This window comes from Bradyrhizobium sp. Bra78, from assembly GCF_024519855.1.
In the GTDB taxonomy this organism is placed as follows: Bacteria; Pseudomonadota; Alphaproteobacteria; order Rhizobiales; family Xanthobacteraceae; genus Bradyrhizobium; species Bradyrhizobium japonicum_G.
Map to the genome: position 1 here is coordinate 207,798 of NZ_JALJRE010000002.1, position 24,529 is coordinate 232,326.

At 58.6% G+C, this 24,529-nt stretch carries 18 protein-coding genes, 1 tRNA gene and 1 pseudogene; 6 read left to right on the forward strand and 14 right to left on the reverse strand.

Annotation, left to right across the window (positions count from 1 at the left end):
* Positions 1–4: 4 nt before the first annotated feature.
* Genes OC450_RS04990 through OC450_RS05000 form a run of 3 tightly spaced genes read right to left on the reverse strand, consistent with a single transcriptional unit; the run spans position 5 to position 2,871 of the window.
* Entirely contained in the window at positions 5–436 is a 432-nt protein-coding gene (locus OC450_RS04990) for a GNAT family acetyltransferase (RefSeq protein WP_211386743.1), read from the reverse strand.
* Positions 433–1,860 (reverse strand): FAD-binding oxidoreductase, encoded by a 1,428-nt coding sequence (locus OC450_RS04995; RefSeq protein WP_262047298.1) that lies wholly within the window; start codon positions 1,858–1,860, stop codon positions 433–435. The genes OC450_RS04990 and OC450_RS04995 overlap by 4 nt, the downstream gene beginning before the upstream one ends.
* A gap of 21 nt (positions 1,861–1,881) precedes the next feature.
* Positions 1,882–2,871, reverse strand: a complete 990-nt coding sequence (locus tag OC450_RS05000; protein ID WP_262047299.1) for an L-threonylcarbamoyladenylate synthase — start codon at positions 2,869–2,871, stop codon at positions 1,882–1,884.
* A 68-nt stretch (positions 2,872–2,939) separates the two neighbouring features.
* Between OC450_RS05000 and OC450_RS05005 the strand changes: the two genes are divergently transcribed.
* From OC450_RS05005 to OC450_RS05015, 3 genes are all read left to right on the forward strand, one after another.
* Positions 2,940–3,016, forward strand: a tRNA-Pro gene (locus OC450_RS05005).
* A 179-nt stretch (positions 3,017–3,195) separates the two neighbouring features.
* Positions 3,196–3,837: a hypothetical protein gene (locus OC450_RS05010; RefSeq protein ID WP_262047300.1), complete on the forward strand. Its 642-nt coding sequence runs from the start codon at positions 3,196–3,198 to the stop codon at positions 3,835–3,837.
* A gap of 10 nt (positions 3,838–3,847) precedes the next feature.
* On the forward strand, positions 3,848–4,903 hold the full coding sequence (locus OC450_RS05015) for an XRE family transcriptional regulator (protein WP_262047301.1): 1,056 nt from the start codon (positions 3,848–3,850) through the stop codon (positions 4,901–4,903).
* A gap of 4 nt (positions 4,904–4,907) precedes the next feature.
* Here OC450_RS05015 and OC450_RS05020 read toward each other — a convergent pair whose 3' ends face one another.
* Both OC450_RS05020 and OC450_RS05025 read right to left on the reverse strand, forming a co-directional pair.
* Positions 4,908–6,161 (reverse strand): hypothetical protein, encoded by a 1,254-nt coding sequence (locus OC450_RS05020; protein ID WP_262047302.1) that lies wholly within the window; start codon positions 6,159–6,161, stop codon positions 4,908–4,910.
* A 799-nt stretch (positions 6,162–6,960) separates the two neighbouring features.
* Positions 6,961–8,592: a toll/interleukin-1 receptor domain-containing protein gene (locus OC450_RS05025; protein ID WP_262047303.1), complete on the reverse strand. Its 1,632-nt coding sequence runs from the start codon at positions 8,590–8,592 to the stop codon at positions 6,961–6,963.
* A 91-nt stretch (positions 8,593–8,683) separates the two neighbouring features.
* On the opposite strand from OC450_RS05025, the gene OC450_RS34380 reads away from it, so the two are divergent.
* On the forward strand, positions 8,684–9,190 hold the full coding sequence (locus OC450_RS34380) for a toll/interleukin-1 receptor domain-containing protein (protein WP_410050494.1): 507 nt from the start codon (positions 8,684–8,686) through the stop codon (positions 9,188–9,190).
* 84 nt (positions 9,191–9,274) lie between these two features.
* Here OC450_RS34380 and OC450_RS05030 read toward each other — a convergent pair.
* The 3 genes and pseudogenes from OC450_RS05030 to OC450_RS05040 all read right to left on the reverse strand — a co-directional run.
* Positions 9,275–9,664 (reverse strand): annotated as a pseudogene (locus OC450_RS05030) (TIR domain-containing protein); the annotation flags it as partial.
* Between the two features lie 21 nt (positions 9,665–9,685).
* Entirely contained in the window at positions 9,686–10,177 is a 492-nt protein-coding gene (locus tag OC450_RS05035; protein WP_262047304.1) for a hypothetical protein, read from the reverse strand.
* Positions 10,174–10,458, reverse strand: coding sequence for a hypothetical protein (locus tag OC450_RS05040; protein ID WP_262047305.1), 285 nt, complete (start codon positions 10,456–10,458; stop codon positions 10,174–10,176). The genes OC450_RS05035 and OC450_RS05040 overlap by 4 nt, the downstream gene beginning before the upstream one ends.
* A 108-nt stretch (positions 10,459–10,566) precedes the next feature.
* Here OC450_RS05040 and OC450_RS05045 point away from each other — a divergent pair, with 108 nt between their 5' ends.
* Entirely contained in the window at positions 10,567–11,367 is an 801-nt protein-coding gene (locus OC450_RS05045) for a TIR domain-containing protein (protein WP_262047306.1), read from the forward strand.
* Between the two features lie 102 nt (positions 11,368–11,469).
* Positions 11,470–14,415: a toll/interleukin-1 receptor domain-containing protein gene (locus OC450_RS05050; protein ID WP_262047307.1), complete on the forward strand. Its 2,946-nt coding sequence runs from the start codon at positions 11,470–11,472 to the stop codon at positions 14,413–14,415.
* A gap of 245 nt (positions 14,416–14,660) precedes the next feature.
* Here the strand turns inward: OC450_RS05050 and OC450_RS05055 are convergent, their stop codons facing one another.
* From OC450_RS05055 to OC450_RS05075, 6 genes are all read right to left on the reverse strand, one after another.
* A complete protein-coding gene (locus tag OC450_RS05055) occupies positions 14,661–15,395 on the reverse strand; it encodes a hypothetical protein (protein WP_262047308.1) in 735 nt (244 codons plus the stop codon).
* Positions 15,396–15,438: 43 nt separating this feature from the next.
* Positions 15,439–17,499: a toll/interleukin-1 receptor domain-containing protein gene (locus OC450_RS05060; RefSeq protein WP_262047309.1), complete on the reverse strand. Its 2,061-nt coding sequence runs from the start codon at positions 17,497–17,499 to the stop codon at positions 15,439–15,441.
* 466 nt (positions 17,500–17,965) lie between these two features.
* On the reverse strand, positions 17,966–18,913 hold the full coding sequence (locus OC450_RS05065; protein WP_262047310.1) for a hypothetical protein: 948 nt from the start codon (positions 18,911–18,913) through the stop codon (positions 17,966–17,968).
* 4 nt (positions 18,914–18,917) lie between these two features.
* Positions 18,918–21,020, reverse strand: coding sequence for a hypothetical protein (locus OC450_RS05070; protein WP_262047311.1), 2,103 nt, complete (start codon positions 21,018–21,020; stop codon positions 18,918–18,920).
* Positions 21,021–21,145: 125 nt separating this feature from the next.
* Positions 21,146–21,679, reverse strand: a complete 534-nt coding sequence (locus tag OC450_RS34385) for a toll/interleukin-1 receptor domain-containing protein (protein WP_410050495.1) — start codon at positions 21,677–21,679, stop codon at positions 21,146–21,148.
* A 289-nt stretch (positions 21,680–21,968) separates the two neighbouring features.
* Positions 21,969–24,431: a patatin-like phospholipase family protein gene (locus OC450_RS05075; RefSeq protein ID WP_262047312.1), complete on the reverse strand. Its 2,463-nt coding sequence runs from the start codon at positions 24,429–24,431 to the stop codon at positions 21,969–21,971.
* Positions 24,432–24,529 lie beyond the last annotated feature (98 nt).

The following is a 24,529-nucleotide window of genomic DNA, read 5'->3' on the forward strand; positions in this document are numbered from 1 at the left end:
TCAGCTAGTGTTCGCGGCCGTCGAGCCACTTCTGGAACATCACCGAGGTGGATTCCTCGAAGCCGAGCGACTGGTAGAACGCATTGGCCTGCGCATTCTCGCGGCGGACCAGGAGCTGGAGCTTTGCGATGCCGGCCTGGCGCAGCCAGTCCTCGGCCGCGGACATGATCGCGCGGCCATAGCCGCGCTTGCGGCCATCAGGATCGACGGCGACGTAATAGACCCAGCCGCGATGGCCGTCATGGCCGACCATGACGGTGGCAACGACGGTGCCGCCGTCGCGGCCGACCAGAATCGTCGAGTTCTCGCGCCGCCGCGCCAGCGCGACGTCGGCATGCGGATCGTTCCACGGCCGCGTCAGGCCGCAGCGCTGCCACAGGGCGACGACCGGCTCGACCTCGGCGTCGGCGATCGCGTCGATCGCAAGCGCGCTCACAGCACCTTCCCCGGATTCATGATGCCGTGCGGATCGAGCATCGCCTTGATGGACCGCATCAGCTCGATCGCGGTCTTGTCCTTGACGTCGGGCAGTTCGTCGCGCTTGAGCACGCCGATGCCGTGCTCGGCCGAGATCGAGCCGCCCATGCGCAGCACGATCGCGAAGACGACAGCGTTCATCTCATGCCAGCGCGCGAGATAATCCGCGGTGTTGGCGCCAACAGGCTGGCTGACATTGTAATGCAGATTGCCGTCGCCGAGATGGCCGAACGGCACCGGCCGCGCGCCGGGGATCAGCTTCACCACGGCGGCATCGGCCTCCGCGATGAAGGCGGGTACAGTGGCAACGGGCACGGAAATGTCGTGCTTGATCGAGCCGCCCTCGGGCTTCTGTGCGGACGACATCTCCTCGCGCAGCTTCCAGAAGTCGTTGCGCTGGGTGAGGTTGGCCGCGATCACGGCGTCGTCGACGATCTCCTCTTCCATCGCGCGGGTCAGGATCGTTTCCAGCGGCGTGCGGGCGTCGTCGCCGGCTGCCGACAACTCCATCAGCACGTACCAGGGATGCTTCCCGGCAAGCGGATCGCGCACGTCGATGCCGTGGCGGACCGAGAAATCGACCGCCATCTGCGACAGCAACTCGAAGCTCGTCAGTGAATTGGCGGCTTCACTTTGCGCGATCGTGAGCAGCTTCAAGGCCGCCGCCGGCGATTTCAGCCCGACGAAGGCGGTCTCGATCGCGCGCGGTTTCGGAAACAGCTTCAGCGTCGCCGCGGTGATGATGCCGAGCGTGCCTTCGGCACCGATGAAGAGGTTGTGCAGATTGTAGCCCGTGTTGTCCTTCTTCAGCTTCGACAGCAAATTGAGCACGCGCCCGTCGGCGAGCACGACTTCCAGGCCCAGCGCCATCTCGCGCGCGACGCCATAGGCCAGCGCGGCGGTGCCGCCGGCATTGGTGGAGAGATTGCCGCCGATGGTGCAGCTTCCTTCCGCGCCGAGCGACAGTGGAAACAGCCTGTCCACGTCGGATGCCTTCTGCTGCGCGATCTGCAGCACCACGCCGGCCTCGCAGGTCATGGTGTTGGAGGCGGTGTCGACCTCGCGGATCTTGTCGAGCCGGCGCAGCGACACCACCACCTCGCCATTGTGCGGGGTCTGGCCGCCGACGAGGCCGGTGTTGCCGCCCTGCGGCACCAGCGCGATTTTGTGCGCGGAGGCGAGCTTGCAGATCTCGGAGACTTCCGCGGTCGAGCCCGGGCGCAGCACCAGCGGCGAGCGGCCGTGGAACAGGTTTCGCTCCTCGGTGACGTAAGCCTGGATGTCGGCCGCGTCCGTGATCGCGTGGCGTTCGCCGACGATTCTGCGGAACTGGTCGATCAACTCGGGCGCAAGCGGAGGGGTTGCTGATGTGTCGATGTTCATCTCGTCTCTCATTCCGGCACTTTATCGCGCCACGGCAGCCCGGCGCAGCCGGTCGTTGATCGCCTCGCCCAAGCCTTCTTCAGGGATCGCCATCACGGCGATCGCTCGCGGGCGCTTTGCGTCGAGAGCGCGAAGATAGCCGAACAGATTGGCGGCGGCCTCATCGAGATCGGCCGCGAGCGACAAATTCATGACGGCAGTGGCGGCGTCAAGGCCGGGCAGGCGCGCGGGACCGAACGCCAGCAGCGCTTCTCCTGGCGCAACGTCGTGCGCATCGAGCCGCACATGGGCGCGCGGCGCGTAATGCGAGGCCAGCATGCCCGGCGCCAGCGGCTGGCTGTCGTCGCTGTCGGCCTCCGCGGGCGGACGCACCAGGGCTGCGCCGAGCACGGCCTCGATTCGTTCGCGCGACAGCCCGCCGGGACGGAGCAGCATCGGTGCGTTGAGGCAGCCGACGATGGTGGATTCGACGCCGACCTCGACCGGGCCGCCGTCCACGATCAGGTCGATCCGCCCCGCAAGGTCGCTTTCGACATGGGAGGCCAGCGTCGGCGAGACGTGGCCGGAAATGTTTGCGGACGGCGCCACCACCGCCCCGCCAAAGGCGCGCAGGATCGCCTGCGCCACCGGATGGGCGGGAACGCGGATCGCGACGGTGTCGAGGCCCGCGGTGGCAAGGTCGGCGACCGGGCAGCCTTCGGTTTTCGGCACCACCAGCGTCAGCGGCCCCGGCCAGAACGCCTCGGCAAGCCGCAAGGCGCGGTCATCGAACCGCCCGATCGCCTGCGCGGCCGCGAGCTCGGCGACATGTGCGATCAGCGGATTGAAGGCCGGCCGCCCCTTGGCGGCGTAGAGATGGGCGATCGCGGTGGCATTGGCGGCATCCGCGCCGAGCCCGTAGACCGTCTCGGTCGGGAACGCGACCAGCCCGCCCGCGGCCAGCCGCCGGGCGGCGGCCTCGGCGGCTGCATGGCCCGCCGGTAAAATCAGCGTTTTAAGACCCGTTTTCACAGGGACAAAATTCCTCATGCCGGCCGCTTGCGGTGCGTCAAGCCCGACGCTATAAGCCGGCCTCTTGTCGGAGTGTGGCTCAGCCCGGTAGAGCACTGCGTTCGGGACGCAGGGGTCGCAGGTTCGAATCCTGCCACTCCGACCATTATTTCAAGCACTTATATTTTTGGTCAGGCATTTCCGCAATGAAATGCGCAACGTTTTGGCCTCGATCTTCCCGGTCAGCCGCGCTTGGTCAGTCTTCAACCAGGGGACGGGCACTTTGTTGTTGCGGGATGTCCCAAATTCCTGCATCATCTGATGCAGGAAAAGGAGACTCATTGCATGCCCGATCAGGCCGTGGTGTGGCACGCGTTTCAAGTCGATGATGAACTCGAAAAATTAGATCTGGATCGTGCCGGGCTGATCCATGCCATCGAACTGGCCGCGCATGAAAGATCGTTTATCACGGCGAACGACGCGCCGGGCTTCGGCAGCTATCTCGTCTATGGCAAGTTAGGTCGCGGTCTCCGGGACTACTACCTCCCGCGGGGATGGCTCAAGGATGATAGCAACAACCAGTGCGCTATCCGACACCCGAAGCGGAAGTTGCGAATAGTGCCATGCAACTTCGATGAACTTGCTGGTAGCCCGACCGGGCGGCCGTCTAATCGATCCCCGAAAGGAGAGGTGAGCAAGCTTACTTCTTTCTGTAATCGAACTGCGTGGCTACCCGGCCTCGAAGTTCCGGTCATCGATCCGCATATGAACGACGGGTATCAGACGTGGGTCCTCGGTACCTTCATTGACAACGTCAACCCGGTTGGCGCAGAGCTTTCATGGCCCGTCGGCTTCGATGGGAACTTTTTTACGCAGTTCGGCAAGCGATTGATCTTGTTGTCTGGTGAAGATGACACCGGAGTCGGTCGCCGCAAGGATGACAACTCTCCTACCGATATTGTCGATATACAGATCAAGCGTAAGTAAGAAATAGAAGATGCAGAACCCGGAAAGGGTCGAGTTGGTCCGGCTTCGGCTCGGACTGACGAGAATCGGATTCGCCCAGGCCCTAGGCATCGATAGAAAGACACTTCAGCGTTTCGAGGACGGCAGCGACTTCAGCGAAGCCGTGCTAGATCGCCTTTGCCGACTGTCAGGCTATCCTGAAGATTTTTTCCTAAAGCGAAGCCTTGAGTATCCGAACCGAGATGGCGTCAGTTTTAGGTCGCTGCGGTCTTTGACGGCCGGCGCACGGGACGCTGCGCTCGCGGCGGGAGCTTTGGCATTCGAACTAGACGACTGGATCTGTGACAGGTTCGAACTACCGGCGCACTCTCTGCCGCAGGTCAACAACGCTTCGCCTGGTGAAGCTGCTGCCGCCGTTCGATCATTTTGGGGCATTGGTGAGCGCCCCATCTCGAACATGATTAATCTACTCGAGGCGCGCGGAGTTCGAGTTTTCTCGCTTGCTGAAGAGACGCGGCATCTAGATGCCTATTCTTTCTGGAGGAACGAGAAGCCGTATGTGTTTCTAAACACCGCCAAGACGGCCGAGCACAGCCGCTTCGATGCGGCGCACGAACTCGGCCATCTCGTGATGCATCGACATACTGGATCAGGCCATAAAAGTGCTGAGGATGAAGCCAACGCCTTCGCGTCTGCCTTTTTGATGCCGCCAGCCGATCTGCTGGCTCATGTTCCGCGCGTTCGGTGTCTCGATGATCTCATCGTAGGAAAGAAACGTTGGCGTGTTTCAGTCGCTGCGCTGAACTATGCCTTGCACAAGATCGGTGTGATCTCTGATTGGCACTATCGTAGTTATTACATCGAATTGAACAAGCTGGGGCGCCACATTGAACCTAATGGTATTGAGCCGGAGAGTTCCCAGGTGTGGGCTAAGGTCCTTACAGCGCTATGGCGCGATGGCATAACATTGCGCCACATCTCTGCGGAGCTTTCGATTCCTGATCGCGAATTGTCCTCGCTGTTGTTCGGCATCGCAGCTCCTGCATCATCGCCTGTGAACTCACGCGAGTTGCGTGTGGTTAAGTAGAACCTTAACGCCTTCCCCCGAACGCCTCCGCCGCCTCTTCCTGGAAATCCGGGTGATGGTGCCCGTAGCCGTTCTCAAGCTGCTCCAGCGTCATCCCGAGCCAGCCGGCGGCCTGCCAGCGGTCGGTGCCCTGCTGCATCAACCAGGTCGCGGCGGTGTGGCGCAGCGAGTGGCGCACGACGTCCTCACCGAGCCCGGCATCCTCAAGTATGCCTTCCCAGGCTGAACGGATCTTCCCGGCGAGCGGGCGCCCGTCGTTCATGCGCGTGACGACGAAGCGAATCTCTTCGCCTGTCTTCATGCTGCCGGCGGCGCGTAGCTCGGCCGATCGGTGTGCATCGATCTTGCGCCAGCGCACCAAGTGCGGCCGCAGCCGGTTCGCGATCTTCGCCGGAGGCCGGCGCTTCTTGGTCTTGCGCTCCTCGGTGCCGCGGCCCTGATAGATCATCGTGTCCAAGTTCATCCATGGATGCGTCGTAGTCGCCAGCCATTGCGTCCGCCGGATCGTCTCCTCGCGCCTGGCCGAATAGAGGCCGACCAGGATGAAGCGCGCGGCCGGCCGGCGGCGGTTTACGATCCAACGCGCGCGGCGGACCAGTCGGCCGTTGGCACGCTTCCACGTCTTCTTCTCTCCATCCCAGACATAGCCGAGCGCAGCCCCGAGCAGGCGCGCGGCTTCGTTACGCGTGAGCCAGCGCTGCCGGCCCTCGGTCTTGGTCGGCAACGTCACCCTAGGCACGAAGCTCAGCGTATGCTCGGCGTGATAGGCGTTGACCGCGGCGCGGAGATCCTCCAAGCGCCTCCGCGCCGTCTGGTCGGAGACCGTGCTCTCGCGCGGCGCAATGCCGGCGGCCTTGTTGTTGTCGTTGGGTGTGCCGGTCGACCAGTCAACAAAGTCGCGGCAGAGCTGCGCCTTGATCGCGCTGACAGTCTTGTCGCCAAAGAAATTGTTGAGATCGAGCAAGCGGATAAGCAGTAGATCGTGCTGCGCCCAACCGCGTTGGTCGCTCTTTTCCTTGGGGCGCTTTGCAATTTCGTAGGCGGTAAGGACGTCAGCTATGGCGAGGGCGCTGGGGTCGGTCGCGCCGACTGTGCTGGTATGTCGCTCGCCGATGTAGGTTTCGAGCGCCTTCGCAGCGCCGTCAATGTCGTCGCGGCTGCAGCCTGTGCGGATCTGCCGGCCGCGGTCCAGGATGATCCAGGTTTCATCGTCTTCTCTGAACCAGAGTCGTGGCGGTTTGGCTTTGCGGCCCGGCATGACGGCTTGACCAATCTGCGAATGGCACGAGGGGTAGTCAGATCCTTGCCCGCCACTTTGGCGATTTCAAGAGTCCCAGCTGCGGCTGCCCTGCGTAGTGATGATAGCGTCAATGGACCGGAAGGAAAAAACACCGCGATAGCCTCGACTAGGGTCATCACTTCGTCCTCGTCCCATTGAGCAGGAGCAGGCCGTGATTTAGCGCGAGCGAGTTTGTCGGTGTTGCGCCTTGGCATCTATGAACGCGACATGATTAATTCCCCCAGACATTTGGTCCGGCCACTCTGCTCATTGCTTATTCGAGAATTGCTCGCCGCAAACCTTTGTGCCCAGGCAGTGCGGGAATCGGCGGCTTCGGAGTGCAAATCGGACGATTCACGACTCTTAATCAGCGGGTCCCAGGTTCGAGCCGTGGTGCGCCCACCATATAAATCAAGGCGTTAACGCAAGAAACCGTTTGAGAGGGCCGAACTAAAACGGTTTTCAAACGGTGTTTTGTGGCAGCCGGCGGCCCATCTACTCCCGACAATGTGATTGGCAGGCTCGCGCCTTTGAGCGGTGGTTTCTTGCTGATTGGAAATCGTCGGTGCGTTGCCCCCACCCGGCAAGCGTGGTGACAGTTCGAATCCCTCTCAATGGAAACGAAGAACTCACGCTTCGATATCGGCGGAGTCGCATTTGAGGGATTCCGCCGGTGCGGGCCGACGGCAAAGATGCGCCAAGCACTGATAAGATTCTAACAAAGGCCAATCGAGCTTAAGAAGCCCCTGGACCGGCCGCGGCTCGAGATGCGATGGCTCTACCAAAGCCAAGAAGGTATTCTAACCTGCAGGCCAAATAGGCTGTAAGTCGGTTGCCAGAGGTCAGGAGCCGCATCGAAATATGCGACCAATAAAGTCTGGCCATCGTCGGACAAGGCCGCGCGCGGAGCAGATTTTGGAGCCAATGTGGAGCGCCTTATGCAGCGCACCTTGCTGCGATCACGTTGGTCAATCTCAAGTTCCTCCAAGGTAGATGTCGTGAGCGCAATCAGCCGATTGGTTCTTGGTAGGGGGATAATCTGGCGTACCAATTCGATGTCGCAATGCGAGAGGAAGGAGATCCTGCCGCTCCTAGGATTAATGCGGCGAAGACCTGCACCTTCGGCAAACATCAAGTCACCGTCAGGAAGGAAGGCGACAGTCGAAATTGGCCGGGTGTTCTCCGTTTCATAAAGTACCGGATCTTCTGAGCGTTCTACTGGTTCAGCCAATGGAAACTGCGGCGTGTTGGCGACAACGAAACTGCCGGTCGTCCGGTCGAGTATGCCTAGTTGGCCAGTCAATGTGGCGCTCGCGAGGTAATGGTCATTCAAGGCGAGCTGCTCGCCGTAGCGAAACGGTCCAGTTTCACGGAAAGCAGGAAAGCGTCGACCCGTCTGCGAAGTCGGGCGGGGTCCTTCTGCAACTGTGCCGTCGGGTGATAATATCAGGACGGTGCCGTCCTTGTTGGAAACGGCTGCCGAACCTTTCCAGGATGCGATTCCGGAGATCTCGCCCTCAAAGACATGTTGAGATGAAGAGGATCCGCTCGAAAGATCAACGATCGCAAATTCGTTGACGTCCGCGACCAGCATGTGGCCGGGCGAATACTGAAGTGCTCGCAACGCGTAAATTGAAAGATCGAGCGTTTTAGGAGGGCTTGCAGGGTCTTGCCAGACGTAGGCCGCGCGGTCGCGAATGACGACAGGAGCTGACGCCGTGGTGAATCCTACTCCTGCCGGTGATACTAGCTTCGCCGGAGGAATTAGCTCCTTGACCCTATGGTAGCCAATTTCTCCGCCGAGCCAAAGCACGATTCCAACAATTGAGGAGACGACGGCGACAGCGGCGGTGGCAATCTTCCGACGGTTAGAGCGGTGGCGCGCCTCGAAACGATCGTAGACTTGCCGTACAGGTATTCCCCAAACTTGAGCGACAATCTTGTGACTTTCGCGCCGCAAGGTTGCGCGAACCTCACGAAGTGTGGCATCGCCATAACAAGTAAGATCAGCTACGACGGTTTGATCGGAAAAAAGTTCAGGCAAGATTGACGACGGGCTTGCGCCGCGAATCGCGGCTAGGGGTGGCTGCGCCGGCTTAAGCAGCTGAAAGAGCTCAATTTCGCGCATAACGTATTTGCTGGCGCGCACCTGAGGGCTGCACACAAGCAAGAAGGCTGTGGAGTGCCCGATGCGGTCTCTCATCACCTGGTCAAAGGTGCCACCTAGCTCAAAATCATCGATGTCGGTGCAGACCACGAAGTTGGTGGGGCCGGGTAAACCCTTCGGTCGTACGTGGTCCTCAAGTTCACGCTTGAATAGCTCAACCATATCGAATGTGCGGCGGCCGATCTTGACGCGCGCGTCGCTGCGCACGTAGCTTATGAACAGGTCGAAATGCGGTTTCTCCATAAGCTCGCTGCCGCTCCGTATCTTCGCGAGATTACCTTTGTTTTCCTCTATGGAGCATCATAGCTCCATTTAAGTCTTGCAAGGTCGATCGATGCCGATTCCACTACGAACGCTGCGTGCCGCGGCGACGTCACCTTCGACACGTGTCGCAAAGTCTCTCAATGAAGCGCGCGCCCGCAGCCTGCGAACGGCCTTTCTGTGTCACAGCAGCAAAGACAATGCACATGCCAAGGGTTTGGTTACCTTGTTGCAGCGGGCCAACTGGGATGTTTATGTCGACTATGAAGACACGGCTTTGCCCGAAAAGCCAGATAGGACGACTGCCGATAGGATCCAGGAGAAGATCAGATCAACCGACTTTTTCCTGTTTCTCGCGACGGCAAACTCCGTGATCTCGCGATGGTGTCCTTGGGAAATCGGCTTTGCTGATGGTGCCAAGCCCAGGACATCGATTTGGATTGTAAGCACGGAAGAGGATGGGCACGTCTACGGGAACGAATATCTGGATCTGTATCGGCGAGTGGACCCATCGGTCGACGGCGACCTAATCCTTGTGGAGCCGAGGCAAACACAAGGTCGACGCCTCCGGGGTGAATGAGGTGTTAAACGGCCGACATGCCAGCACCGATTTTGCCCTGGATTTCGGTCTGCCCCGTCAACTCTCTGGCGAAGCACCTGAGGCTCAACTGGTTAGTTTATTCAGATCGATCTGATGGCCTGCTGCCTTCAATTCTCGCGCAAGCGCCAGCTTCCAGCCACCATGATCGTCCATTGGCTCCCACACAACGCCAGCAAGCTCGCTCGGAATTTCCATGTTCCCGCGCTTAAGGGCGCAGACCTTGGCACGTCCAAGTTTACCGAGAAAGTATCCGAGCTCGAGAACCACATTCTGGCGGGGACGCGGTTCAGGTGTCTGGCCCCTAAGGCTGCCCATGTCGTCGGGCGTGAGCAACACGACCGCGAAGCCGACATCGCTGTTTGCTTCGACTTTCTCGATGACTGTCAGTCCGCGATTAACCTGCTCATGCAGAACTACCGGCGTCAATCCGATGTCTTGCAGGAATCTGGCGACGGCATCGCGGGGATCCGTTTCCTAGCCATGGACGATGAATACCTTCTCCGATAGCGGCAAGATCAGTTTCGCAGGTGAGGATCCACCGTTTAAGACGTATGTTTTATAGTCACGAACGAACGGAATGATGACCTGGCGGGTCACCTGTTGCACGCCCGCCATAATCGTGCTTCCGGAATGGAAGTAGACGTGCCCGAAGTCTGCCATTTCCTCAGGGGTCGCGGCGAATTTTTCGATTAGTAACAGCGATAGACCGAGCACCTTCAATGAATCGTCGGGCCAAGCGGGCTCTGCGCTTCCGAGCATGCCGCCTTGAGACTCTTCACTTTTGGCCAAAAACGCGTCGAGATCGACATCGAGCTTCAGGGCTTCGTTGGCCTTAGCAAGGTCCGGATGGTTTAACAGGCGGGCCAGGTTCTTGAGCGGTCTTGGGTATGACTGCAGGTGAGCATTCTGCAGGTCGAGTACCGCATTATTGATCTGCTTGAATAGGTCGTTCCCACGATCGATCATATATCGTCGCTTTCCGTGCGCGCCTCCGCGGCCTTGTCAAGGATGCCCTGTCGGTAGCTTTCCTTCATCCCGTCGGTCAGCTGCGCCACAAAGGGATTCGATGCGGCGTCGCCCATCTTTTCATCCACGAGCCGGGAAATCTCCGTGATCGCCGCTTCAATGCTCGCTGGATCGTGGGGGTCAAAGCTTACGGTACCGATTTGGCCGTCTAAGTCTTTCAATGCCGTCGACGCCTCCTCAAGTGTGCGGGAAAGTCCGTCGAAGCCGGTTATCTTGATCATCTCGCAGGTCCTTCCCATTTGCTGGCTGAGGCAATCTCGATCGGGGGCGATTCGCGCGAATCTTGCTGTGGTTGTAGATTATGTGGTTTATTGGAAAGGAAACGCTAGGTGAGTAGCTTGTTTGATGGCCGGAATGCGCTGATTCGAGCGATCATGGGTGGGGCCTTGAGGTCGCAGGATACGCTTGCGGGATCAATCAAACCGCCGAAGCCGTCTGGTCTGCCACTCGGATCCATCCTGGGCATCCCTCAGGCAAAGCGGCGGCGCGTTTTCTTCTCATTCCATCATGCCGATATCATGCGCGTTAATAATGTTCGGCTCTCCGGCGAGTTTGTTAAGTCCGCGTCTGACTCAGGTCGTGAGATCGAAGGCTTCTACGACAACAGCCTATGGGAGAGCAAAAAGCGGTACGGCGATGATGCAATCAAGGACCTGCTCCGCGACGGGGTAAAAAACAGTTCGGCCGTCTGCGTTCTGGTTGGCACCGATACTTGGGCTCGCCGTTGGGTGCGGTACGAGATTGCCCGCGCAATCATCGATGGGCGTGGTCTCCTCGCCGTGCACGTGAATGGCCTGAACCATCATCAACTCCGCATTCCTCATCCCTTCGGCGAAAATCCGTTGAACTGGCTTGGTGTTGGCAAGGTGCAATCGAGTTTGCAGACCAATCCGACCTACTATCTCTTTGAGAAGAAGACACGCTGGGACGGCCTGCAATATGTCTTCGATTGGCTCCGATACGGCGAGTATACACTACCGGTGAGCCGCCCGAGATGGCTTGCGGATCCTGCCCCCGGCTGGGTCATGCCGCTTTCGGCGAATGCGTCGGTTTACGACTACATTGGCGGTTCGGGAGCAAAGAATATTGGCGCCTGGATTGACGGGGCGGCTGTCGCGGCGGGACATTGATGGGTGTGTAGACGCCGGCAGTGGACAGATCCGCCTTGCGGGAATCTCTAGGGTGGTCGGAGATTGCCTATCTCCGCTTAGAGGGGGCAACTACTTGGCGTCATGACTCAGGAAGCACTCCAGATCCGCGCCAAGCGGCAGGGATCCAGCGATCCCGGCGATTTGGTGTTTCTGTGTCACAACAACGCCGACAAGGCCTTTATCCGACGGCTTGCCGACGTACTGGAGCTTGAGTTCGGAACGAGTTTTTTTCTCGATGTCTTTGCAATTCCGACCGGCGAAGCCTTCATCCCCTGGATCGAGAAAGCGATGGAGCGCTGCACGGTCTGCGCAATTTTCCTTGGTGGCAATGGTTGGGGGCCGACCCATCTCTGGGAGGCGGAGCTTGCGATGGCGCGCTACCGTCGCGATCCATCATTCAGGATCATCCCGGTTGCCCTTCCGGACCTATCGTTGATCGAGTCCGCGAAGCTCGGTTCGGGGAGGCTCTTTCAGGAGATCAACTGGGCCGACTTTACCAAGGGCGCTGACGATAAGGACAGCCTTGAGAAGTTGGAAGCGGCGCTCACGGGACGCAAGACGCTAGGATACCGCGGTCCAGCGAGATTGACGCCCTATCAAGTCCGGCGAGACGCCGAACGTTGGCAACGATCAGGGCGATCGGACTCGAGCATTCTGTATTCCGGAGCGCAGCTTGCGGAAGCTGAGGCGATGGTTCGGGAAAATCCCGACGCCATGGACGTAGCTGGCGTGAGCGAATTTCTCAGCTCCTCGCGTGAAGGGCAGAGCGTTTACTGGCGCCGACTGGCTATGGCGGCGGTCGGAACCGCAGCGGTCTTGCTTGCCGCCGCAACCATCGCTATCTCAAACTATCTTGTGGCTGAGCAGCGACGCCAGGCGTCGGTTTCGCGGCAACTGGCGATGATCGCGAGGGATGCAGCGGGGGCCGACCGAGCCTTGTCGATCGGCGCTCGCGCGCTGCTGGTTGCCGACACTCCAGAGGCCCGTGGAGCACTGATCGAGCAACTCCAGGAATTCCGCTTCCTCAAGCGCATCGTTAATTCTGGTAGCTATATCGAGTCGGTAGCCCTCAGTTCGTCGGGCGATTATGTTTTGGCTACAGACGAGGGATTGCGCGTTCTCTCTCCGGGAAAGAATTCGGCGGACGCCGTTGAGGCGGTCTCTCGTGAGACCGTCACTTCCGTCGCGACGAGTGAGGAGGGGACTTGGCTAGGGCGCGAAGATGGGCGGGTCGATCGGCTTCGCAGCGGAGTCGTCAACCCGGTGCTCAAGGCAGACCCCAAGGTACCGACCGTGCGGGAAAGACGGGTTCGCGTCCTTGCCTACGACCCGTCGAAGCGATTGGTGGCCGTGGGAACAGGGGCTGGTCGTCTCGCGATCCTCGACGCCCGGTATGGGACGTTGTTACACGAAATAGACGAGGGCGATGGCATAAGGATCGAAGCTATCTCGTTCGACCCGACGCGCCGACGCCTCGCGTTTGGCACGAGCGCAGGGATCGTTTTGACCGTAGACACAGACACATTGTCCGTCGTCGATCGTTACCCGCACGTCGAGGGCGGCATACTTGCACTAGGATATCTAAAAGATGGTTCGCTCATAGTGCTTAGTCGCTATGGACACTTACTCTATTTCAACGCGTCGGATGGAAGTCTGGTGAAGCCATCAGGTGGCGATACGGTGCCGTTGGCTACCGCGGCTGCCATCGAGCCGTCGACGGGAAAGATTGCCATCGGAGATTCGGCAGGAGTCATAAGACTATTTGAGGCGGTCACGCAGCACGCAACGGACGATGCCCCCCTGCGCGGGCATTCCGATTCCGTCACAGCAATCTCGTTCGGCAAGAGCGGCAAGCAACTGCTCTCCGCATCCTCAAACGGCACGGCCGCGCTTTGGGATCTGGTTGGCCGGGAGGGACCATATGAAGAGATGCCCCAACTGAACCCTGCACCGAGTGCGATCCGGGTGAACTCGAATGGTGCTGTGATAGCTATCTCTCTGGACCAGAGCCAAGCGCAACTTCGTCGCTTGGAGGGGAGCGCTTGGACAACGTTGTTGGATCTCGTCTCCGAAAGTGAAATTGCGGGCCGCTCCGGCAAGGTATTTAAGCGCGCAGAAACAGATGCCACCGGGTTCGAGGAAATTATTTCGTCGATCCCATCGGTCGCGTTAGACGATAACGGCTCGCGGATCGCTTGGACAACTTCCGGCGGAGCGATCCTTACGACGAGTGTGGCCAGTGCAAATGCCGCGACGACGGTGCTTCGGCCTGGCGGCGGTACAGCTCCGGATGAACTCGGGATCAGCGGTGATGGCCGAACTGTGGCTGCTATCCGGGAGGATGGAACAGTGGTCTCTATCTATCGTGTCGGCACGCCGGAGGATGCGGAGGCGGAAATCCGTCCGCCAGCGGCGGCACGTTCAATCGCTCTGGATCGAGATGGTCAGCGGATCGCGATCGGAATGAAAGATGGCATGCTCAGCCAGTATAGCCGGACGAACGAAGTCTGGACGACAGTAGGCAGGCCACACCATGCCCACACGTCAGAAGTCGCCGGCATTGCCTACTCTCAAGACGGCAACACAATCGTGTCGTTCGGGTCAGGCGGCGGAGGTGCTGACCGCACGGTCGTACTTACCGGGGCTGGAAATCCTGCCGATCAGCGAGTTCTGCAAGCAAGGCAAGCTGCAGGTAGCGTTTCTGCTATGTCCCTGGGCGCTGATTTGCTCGCGGTCGGAGATCACGACGGTCGCGTCTTGACCTGGTCCAGGCGAGACTCCCGCTTTGCTGGCATACTGAGCGCCGGCTCGAGTGAGGTCAGTGCGTTGTATGTCGATGAAAAGCGTCGCCGCGTAATCACCTCTAGCGGCGACGGGTCTGTCAAATCCTGGACGCTCGATCTGGCTCGATGGATAGGGCTCGCGTGCTCAAAAGCAAACCGTGATCTTGGCAGGGACGAGTGGCATGAGCTGATGCCTGACGACCGGTTTGTTCCACGCTGTTCTCAAAGACGCCCCTATCGGTAATCGAAGCCCAATGCCAATCGAGAGGGGAGACCCTCTGAGTGGGAGACGGTGGGAGCGCATCAAGCGATCAATCATCGGCTTCCCAATAGCTCGCCCATATTGGCCGCCGATAGCATCGATTGTCGAGGATGAGAGTCTCTTCCTCTCCAACGTCCTCCTTTGCTGGTGCTTCAGCGCCCGAAGCCTAAACCTACGCAAGCGCCCGTCATCGCAGTGCTGCAGGTTTGCTCTAACTCTGCCGCGCTTCAGCGACTGACGTTCCAGGGTAATCCGACGTCGACCTTCTTTCGGTAGGTGCTTAGATCGACCTCCTCCGACTCGGGGTCATCGCCTTCTGGGCCATGCAGCGCATATCCGTAGCCGTGTTGCAACGCAGGCGATGCCAGCAGCCATTCGTAACGGCTGTCAAAGATCCCCTGTCCGAGCGCCTGGATCTGGAAGACTCCCGAAAACTGCCTGCTTTCGATAAACTTGCGTACCAATGCGTCGAGCTTGATCGCGGACTGTCGATCGATTTCGTCAGGCTTTAGTCGATAGAATTCCCAAGTGTCATATTTGACGTTGCATTCTAGATACGGCACCGCGTTTCGGAAGCAATCAGGCAGGTTCAGCGGAATGTTCGCGCTCCGGCTGCGGGCGAGCTCAGGTAGGTGCACCAGCGGCAGTTGCCTGCCGGTTTCCGGATCGAAATGAATATGCGAACTGATGCCGAGGCAGAGGCTTTCCAGTGAAAAGCCACGTGCCTTGAAATGCGCAAGGAATTCGTTCGAAACCGAAAGCCTAGGATTGCCGGCGACTTGACAGGAGTTGGGGAAGGGCGGCGTGCGCAGCTCTCGCACTGAGATCCCATGGGCAGCGAGTTCGGCGGGCGCCATGCGGATCAGCGCCAGTTTGGATTCCTGTGCCGCGACCTCGTACGAGGGTAATGGAATTGCAACGAGTCCAATCGCCGCGCAGAGCACAGCCTGATGCACCTTCATCGCTTCCTCCTTCGCCTGACTTCGTTCGTCGATCGTCCTGGCCTCACATTCCCCATCCAGCCTGGATTTCCGCCATCATGGCGTCACCATATCCCCGCCGCTTCAGAGCGTCGAAATCCCGGACAACCTGCTCCTTCAAACTCTTCGCCTCCTCAACCGATGCCTTGTCGATCTGGTGATAGATGTCCCTCGCAGCGTCGTGCGCGCCGGAGAGCATCAGGGCATGCGCATAGTTGAGACTCACCCAGTCGAGTCGCGGCGAGAGATCGACCGCCCATTTGCCGACCCGTACCGCGCGATCGAGATTCCTGCGATCGCCCGCTCCATTGGTCGCTGACCAGCACACCGTACCCAGCGCGCGACGCATCCGCGTTGCCTTGTCCTTGTCGGCGTCCGCATTGATGCTGGCCGCGAGCAGATACTGCTCGGCCATTTCGAGCGCCTCAGCGACTCTGTCGATATGCAGCATGAGCTCGCTGGAACGTCGGTAAGCTTCCGTCACTTCTGCGAGCCAGCTTGGATCTTCCACTGAGATCGCCATTCCCTCGCGAATGGCAAGCGCCCGCCAGAAGGAATCTATTGCCCGGTCTGGTTCGCCCAGTTTCCCGAGCAGCTTTCCCATGCGCTCGTGTATCGCCGCGGCATCCCGTTTCCACTCGGGTTGAACCGTGTCCGCGGCGATTGCCGATTCCAGCAATTTCGTTCCCGTTTCAAAGAGATCGAGGGCGTCTTTGTCCCTGCCGAGTAGCACCAGCGCTTGCGCGCGGCGGTCATAGCTCGACGCCACGTCGCGCTGCTTGCCAGGATCGGCATAGGCGACGAAGGAAAGATCACCGTAGGTGGCCAGATCCCTGTCTGCCCAAACCAATGCATCCTCGGCCTTACCGGCTTTCAGCAGGGCGTCCGCGATCTGCTGGTATTCGACCGCCCGTGCGCCGCGCAGATCGCGACGCGTCGGCGCGGCTGAGGCGAGCCGATCGAACAGGGCGGCTCCTTCCTGGGCAAGCACAAGTGCGGCGTCGGAACCGCCGTTTGAGAGTTCGAAATCACCGAGTTGCATCAGCGCTGTTCCAAGCTGTTCCTCGGCCTGCGGCTGCTGCGCGGGTTCGGCTGCAAGCGCTCGCCACAGCAGGATTGATTGCTGGAAATGTTGCTGCTTTGCGGAGGCCGGGGAGAGCTCACCAATCCGCTGATGCAGAATGGCGAGACCCTGCTGCCAATCTGAAGCGGCAGGCTCCGCGGTGGCATGCGCCTGCACGACCACGAGACAATTCGTCAGAGCGCCGAGGGCCGCGTCCGAATCCCCGACCTTCAGTGCGGCTGCGGCGATATCATCGTAAGCCTTAAAATGCGCGGGATCGCATGGCGGTACATCGGGCGCTGCGGCCGAAGTCTCTCGAGTCTTTCTGGTCCGCAGCGCCATCGCCTGGACGCTGCGATTGGCTGTTCCGACAACCTGTTGCAGGGCGCGCTCGGCGCGTGCCTTTTCGGATTCGGCCCGGTCCTTCGCCTGCTCGGCCTCGTCCTTTGCTCGATATGCCTCGTCCCGTGCCTGATAGGCCGCCACGGCCTGCCAACTCGCGACACCGGCAGTAATCAACAGAACCAACGCAGCCGCGCCGAAAACGCGCTGACGCCTGGTTTCCTGGCGGGTGTGATTGAAGCTGCGCACCAACTCTAGGACGATCCGATCGGACGGCTCGCCGTCGGGGTCGTCAAGTGTCTCGACCAGCCGCAACCAGTCGTGCTTCCGCACGATCACTGCGAGCGGCGCGTCCGCGGGCGCGGCCTCGAGCGCGCCGTTGAGGTTGAGTACCACCGGAATGACTTCGCTGTTCTCGGCAACATCAATCTCGCGCCTGACCCATTCTGAGCGGAATGCGCCGGGGCGACCTATGACGACAATCTTCCGGCTCTTCAGCACCTGTCGCCGCGTCTCGCGCCGCAGGTCAGCGCCGGCGACATATTCGGTTTGATCGAGAAACACGCGGAAGCCGGCCTGCTCGAGCCGCTCCTTGAGCCGTTGTGGAAGGTGCATGCCGTCGGCTCGGCTATAGGAGAGAAAGAAATCGTAGCCGAACACACGATCGACCAGCCGCGTCATCAGACGTTCAGCCTTGGCGGGTTCACTGGAGGAGGTGGTTAGCACCATTGCAATCGCAACCCGAGGTCGAGTTTGTCGATAGCAGAGCACCGGATTGCAGCGCGGGCAAGGATCTAGATCACACTTTTAGCCCATGCGGCATTGTGTTGTCGGATCGACCGGCCCAGTGGGGGCGGCTCGTTTAATGAGTTTCCAAGCACCAAAAACGAATGTAACGTAAAATGTAAGAGATGTGCGCAAACCCTAAAGTTGATAGTCGATCCCCGAGGGAACGTCTTGCATAGCCCTTGATATCTTTCTCAGCTACGAGATTTCGGATTGCCCCGTGCTGAAACCAGTCGCTATCGCTTGCACCGGATCCGAGTGAAGGCCGCCCTACAGGCAATCTAGGCCGAGTGCCAATCGAGCTTGTTGGCAGTGACATCAGTTAGTCGCCCTTGCTACTCCTGTCGGCCTTCCGAAGCGATCATGGTCGCTTTTGACCTGTTCCGATGTTCTTGTCGATGAAGGCAAGGTTGAATTCGTAGATTGTTATGCCATGCGCGTCATTCGATGAACGACAAGCGTCCAGTGCTTTCGCCGTAAACGCGCGGGCGCCGAGCGTATCGCGAGATTTGAACAAGTTGAACCCCATCAACCCCCAAATCTTGCCGAGGAAGCGGGTGTGGTCGGGATCTTCCGTCGCTTCATGAAGGAGCTCTTGTAGCCGTTCGTTGCTCACAGCGAACTGTCCGGAGTCACTTAGTCGTTGCGCCTCGATAAGACGTCTCGCAAACTCAGGATCATGGCCGGCGACAAGTCGTTTGCTGTCGATGAATTCGAGGTTCTTTCGGTAGACCTCAGTTCCTTCAGCGTCACCAGAACCGACGCATTCGTCTAGCGCGCGCTGCATCGATCTGTAGGCGTCGTCCAATTCGCCGAGCTTGAGATGTGCTGTGGCAATGGAGGCAAACAGCTTTGCGCGAGTTCGTCCGTTCCAGGAGCCGCTTGCGCCAGAAAAGGACGCCACAAGCTCCGTAAGAACCGAGAGCTCTTCGCGAAATTGGCCTGTCGTATGAAGCGCGTCTGCTCGCGAGATCCCCCGCTCGAGTACCTTCCATCCCTCTTGATGGTCGTCGTCGCCGATTAGCATTTGCATGGCTTCGGAATGGCCTTGCCCTTCGAGTGTCTCGGCAACGGCCAGAAGGCATCGACCCCAGTTCTGCATTGCGACTTCACTGTCGCGCAGCTCGACGGGCACTGACTGCCAAGCCGAGAAGTTTGCTATGATCTCACGAGAGTATGCTGCCGACAGGCGCTCCAAGTGGTCGACGTTCTTGGTGAGGACCGCCCCGAACAATGCTGTACGAAGCTGCGTGGGATCAAGTGTGTTCTTCCTCAATAGGCTCGAGAGCCATTTGAAAAGCTTGACCATGACCCTAACTCGCAACACTTTCGACGACGCTGCGTAGCTCCGCGCTGAACACTCCGCCGGCAAAAGCCGGCAGTTCGCGGGGTTGTCCCTTACGGGGCTTCGCGACTTGCGATGGAATTCGTCTTAGATTTTCCCGCTGCCGGTCGATCATGAGCAAGTATATCTCGTGACCGGTTGCGAGCGCCGCGCGTACGATGCGATTTGTTATGTCGCATTGTTCGAAGCGAGTAGACAAAGACGCCACGATCCAAAGATCAGCAGATACGGGTGCGAACGAAAGACAAGCGTCTGCAAGTGTCCCCACTGGCGCAATATCAGTCGCTAGCCATGAGACGGACGTGACGAGCATTCCGGTCGTTGCCTCAATTTCAGTCCTTCGTCGAGAAAATTCAGCAGCCCAAAGTATCGCTTCGCCTTCGCAACTCCCGACGATCGCCAAATGGCAGCCTCGATCGACCGGAGGACGGTCAGATGACTCGAAAGATGGATAGTCGCGCCAGGATGACCGCAGGGCGTTGCCCCAAGATCGAATGGTCATCGCTTCGGTAAGGTCGAGATCGTAAGCTTGAGAGTCGGCTATCCAATGGTGCATATCCATCGACTTACCCCAAGCCTTAGACAGAGACGTAACCCCGAAAAGTGCGGGATACGGCATCGTGCCGGTGAGCAGCTCGGAGCGATCCACGTGTATCTTACTTGGAGCCGGAAGAAGGGAAAGTCGATCGAAGAGTTTGACCAGGTCGGTCGGCTTCGTGACGGCGAGACCGAGGCGCCGCATGCACTCCGCGGCGTCCTGACTTCTAAAGACGACGGTGTCGAGGAGGCCGCGCCATATCAGATGCACCCGATCCTCCATCAGCATTTCGAAATGGTGTTCGTTCAACCCCCTGCTGGCGGTAGCTCGGTGAGAGCCGGTCAGCAGATGATAATTGCTGCCAAATGCGTCAGCATTCCCAATTTCGAGAGTGCACCAAGCGCGCGAGAGATAGTCGAAAGGATCGTCGAGCATGACGACTGTACAGCCGAGAAGCTGGAGACCGGCAAGACTTTCGAGAGCGGAATCGATGACGTCAGGCTGCTCTAAGGCCTCCTGCGGAATGCAGCTGTAATCGTACCAAACATGGATGCGTTCGATTAACCCCTTCAGCGCTGGCCGTGTCGAGAGCAAATGAGCGATTTCGGAGAGCGCGGCGTCTGATTTCGCCGCCGCTGTGCCGCCGAGAAGTGCGAACTCAGCAAGATCAGCGCATTCTGTCGCCAATTGATCTAGCTGCGACGCTTCCGTATTCGGCCGAAGCAAGTTCACGATCATGCGCTCGGCTAACTCTGATCCTTGCGGACCTATCGGGCGTCCAAGGAGCGTAGAAAAACGCCTCGGTTCTTTGAGCCCACGAAGATTCGCGACCCCGATTGCCTCGATGAGAGTTGCGAATAGCTGGCAGCACAAGAGGCGCGCCTGCATACCGTCAGGATCGGGATGATGCGGGTTCCGCCATCGGTGGGAGACAAAGACATAGAATCCATCATTAAGGACCCTTGAGCTCTTATCAAAGAGCGCGGGACCGCCTCGAACAAATCCGGCGCCTGCAAGGATTTCGGGCAGCCTTATCCATGCGACCTTGGGCAAATCGGCGGAAATACTTGAGCTTAGATTCCGGCTAGCGTCGCGTGCTTCAGAGTCTTTCGCTAGCGATTCTGGTGGGGCCGACAACGAGTAAATCCAATCCGCTCCAGCTGGATCGTCTGGAAGGTAGACGCGAAGAAGATTGTCGCCGGCTAAGAATTCATATCGAAAATGCCCGTCGGGAAGATCGAGCGCTCGGTGCGCTAGCAGGCGACGTTGGTCGGGACCAGCTGAGTTGCCATCGTGGTCCAGTGCAATAGCATGCGCTAATTTCGCGCTAGGGACGGTGGCAAAGGGCACCGGGCCCCCTTGGCAATGGGCGGATCCGAAAACGAACGCAATGTCGTCGTATTCGTACGCACGGGCCCGAGAATACTTCAGGCATCGCGCGGCGTCGCGAAGTATCGGTATATCGCCAGTGATCTCAAGCCCGTCCAGACCGACGTCGGCCATCCAGTCGGGAAGGGAAGAGATGTGCGCCATCCGCTCCTCCTGGCAAAACGCCAAGGATGTTATACGCAGCGAAGGCAACTGTCGATGGAAAGTGAGGTAGAGTGAGTTGGCAACACGCGAAGGGCCTGTCCGCCTTCTTTCATCAGAGCAGTCCGTCAGCCGAGCGGTGTTATAGGCCCTTGACCAAACGTCCTTCGGTCTTGTGGGGTTCCCAGACGGCTAGGGCGCCGGCTTTGGAAATGTCCAAGTTTCGATATAGGTCCAGATATTCGCTTCCGTATACCGTTCCGTTCTCGATGGTTTGCGCAACCCAGATTTCGCTTTCGTTCTTGCAACCGTTCGTTCTTGCAACCGTCTGCGAAACCAATCTCCCACGGACACCATCGTGATCTGACTGAATTCGGGGTCGCAAGGAATATGAAGTAGTTTGACGCATGAATTGCATCCCGGAGCTTTCGAGCTGTCTCGCGGTCTGGTCTCTCCGGGAGAGCCGCATCTTCATAGTCAACGTACACTTGCCATTCGGAATCTTGCAAAAGGTTCACAAGACCTCGCGCGAGATCGTTGTCCTTGGTGCTGTGACATAAGAAGGCAGTGCGCTCTTTCTGCGCTCTGGCTCCTCGTAGGGACTTTCTCACTGGCGCCGATGCGAGAGCCGCTTGCCGAAGTGTTCTCAATGGAATGGGCATGTTGATGACCAGGTCAAATAAGCTGCGACTACGTAAGTATCAAAGAGGGGCGCATTCCTTCCGCTCGATGAGGGTAAATGCGCTCTCGTATGGTAGCGTTTAGTCAATTGCTGCGACTTTCGCGTGCCGTCTGAAGCATGAAGTGCAATTCGTTCAGTTCTAGATGGACCGACGACGTACAGTGTGATGTCGCATTTCTTAGGTCGTCCTGCGTATTGCAGGGCGACCAAACGTTTTGATGGGCAAGCGCACGGAAAGATCGACCAGGGCGTCGATCTCGATGCCCTGTTTAGCGTCTTGATGGTTCCAGCATGTTGGCTGCTAGGTGTTGAAACCACTCCCGGACGTCGGGTGGCGTCGGTTTGGGGGGCACCAGCGCCGGCGCGAACGTGCCTTCTGCCACATGAACGCCGAGTTGCCGGTAAGCCTCGAACTGTTCCTCATCGTAGAACTGATCGATTGTCGATTGATGCGGAAAGTCTGGATGAACCAAACGATAACGCTTCAGTAGCTCGGCTTCATCTCCCGTCAGGGAGAGCTTCAAGTAAAGCAACAAGCCCATGCCCGCCGGCATATCCTTGCTGCGCTCGGGGTACTTTATCCGGAAGAGTTGTGCGTGCGTCTTGCTGTATCTGGATTTCGGATCGGGGCGCATTTCGTCGAGGTGGGGTTCGATTCGAACACCTAGGTCGATCTGTGCGTGTCTTACGAGGGTCAACTGCCCGTGAAATGTGCTATCGGGATCAGCCTCACCGTCGACGCAAATGATGAATTTGCAACGGCGACGCAGGAGCTCGTACAAGCCCATATTTTCGATGTGGCCGCCGTCAGAAACATTGAGCCAGGCTTGTTTCTCCGACATGCTCCATCCGGTCATTTCCTTCAAGATGCAGGAAAATCCCGGCGGCGTTATCGGGGAAAATTTTTGGGGATTTGCGATCCAGAAGCCGAGGCGGATGTTTAGAAGGGTCATTAGCGCCGAAAGTGAAGGTGCAGACCCCAGGCCCATCTGTGGCGATGCGGCAGCACCGGAGATGGCCATTGCGGTGGCCAGATCCATTGGACTACGCGTTGCCTGCCAACATGACGAACGCTTGTATTTGACCGCTGTCGATCCTGCCCAGTGCTTCGAAAACAGGAAAAAATCACCCTTTCTATCGCGAAGCACGAGCTCTTGGCTCGACGGCAGATTTACGGTTGCATTGATTAGGTGGTAAGGGGCGCGCTGGTTCGGATTCATGTCCGAGAGTGCCAGCTCTGTCGTTCCCGAGGGCCAAATGAAGGTCTGTGCGAGCTGGTCTCGGTAAAGCTTGTGCGGCCCCGTGAGATTTACGTCGAGGACAAATACCGAAAACAAGCCGGCGACGGCAGTAACAGTTAAAAGTACAAGAAACCCATCAGTATAATGTAGCAAGGTCCACCATGGCGCATGAGCGTCCGTAGGTTGACCAGCTAGATGTCGCAGGGCGTAGAAGCTCAAGAGCGCAAGGACTGGCACGATAATGCCCGCGGCATACAGGGTGGCTCCAAAGAGTACGCGGCGATAGGCTTCCGTTCGGAAGATTGGCAGAAAGCGGATTGCGACCGGCGTCGCGACTACAGAGAAAGTTGCGGTAAGAGCGATCGGTATTGCGTAGGGCATCGATTCGAATTGAGCGAATCCAAGTTCGGAAATCGCAATTGCAACGAGACACAGCGCGATTGCGCTGACCAGGGCGATCGCCATCCTAGGCCATTTGGCCAGACCGAACTTGAGCGAGATTCCGTAAATTATGACGGCAAGAATGGTAAGGCCGCCAAACGCCAGACTTGCGTTCGCCCAAAATGCGACCTGGAGGGATAAGAGGGAAGTAAATATCGCCAGGCCAGAGAGTAAAGCGAGAGGGGCCGACCAGTTTAAGATTAGGCCGGCAATCGTACCGACGACCATGGTCCATCGGCTCTTCAAATCAACAATGCTCAAATACTTCGCGTTTTGCCTTACGTGCCGCACTGGATCGGTATCGGGCCCGTACGGATTTGCGAGCTGGTCGAAGTCCTGACCGCTTCCGATCAATGATGTCACAAACGCGCCTGTGTAACCGCCTCCTGACACCGTCGAGAGATAGTCGACGTACTTCATCAGTCCTCGTTGGGCGAGCACCTGAATTACACCCAGACAAAACGTCGCCGAGCGAATGCCTCCTCCAGAAAGTGCGAGACCCACTGCATCCGCGCCCGTATTCGCGGGTAGATCGCGGTTATGCCGGCGTGCTGCGATTTCCTTGGCCTCATCGTCAAAGATCGACTGCGCAACGGTAGAGTTTGCTTCTACGCCGAACTTTAGAGGCTCAAAGCATTCCTCGATCTCTTTCTCGGATAGAGCATCCGGTGTTTCAGCGTCGGGCGTCACCGCGCCATATGCCATGACTTGTAGTTCTTCTGCGAAAATCACCAGGCGCTCTCTGACCCGATCGAGCTCATACCTAAACTCGTTGGCTCCATCGCGCGAGTCCAGCAGCCCTGCTGCTTGTGCGCGATGCCATTTCGCGGTGAATGGCCGAAGATCGACGTTCAGCATGTTTGTCGCGACTTGCGCGAACCTTGAACACCCGGGATGATCTTTCATCGCTTTTCGGGCGTGGTCGAATATATCCCGCAAGCTTTTGAGAGCACTGGCCTCCAGTCCATGCTGGTAGGGCAGGCGTTGGGTCGCAATGCGGGTACGCAATTCAGAAAGTAAATCGTGTGCGGCGAGTTGGTCTGGCGTCACAAAATCCCCCTGGTGCTAAAAATAGGCTCTACGGCCGACCGTCACAGTGTCAAGGATAGACGATTCTTCGTGTGCCTCGATCGATCAGGTGACGTCAT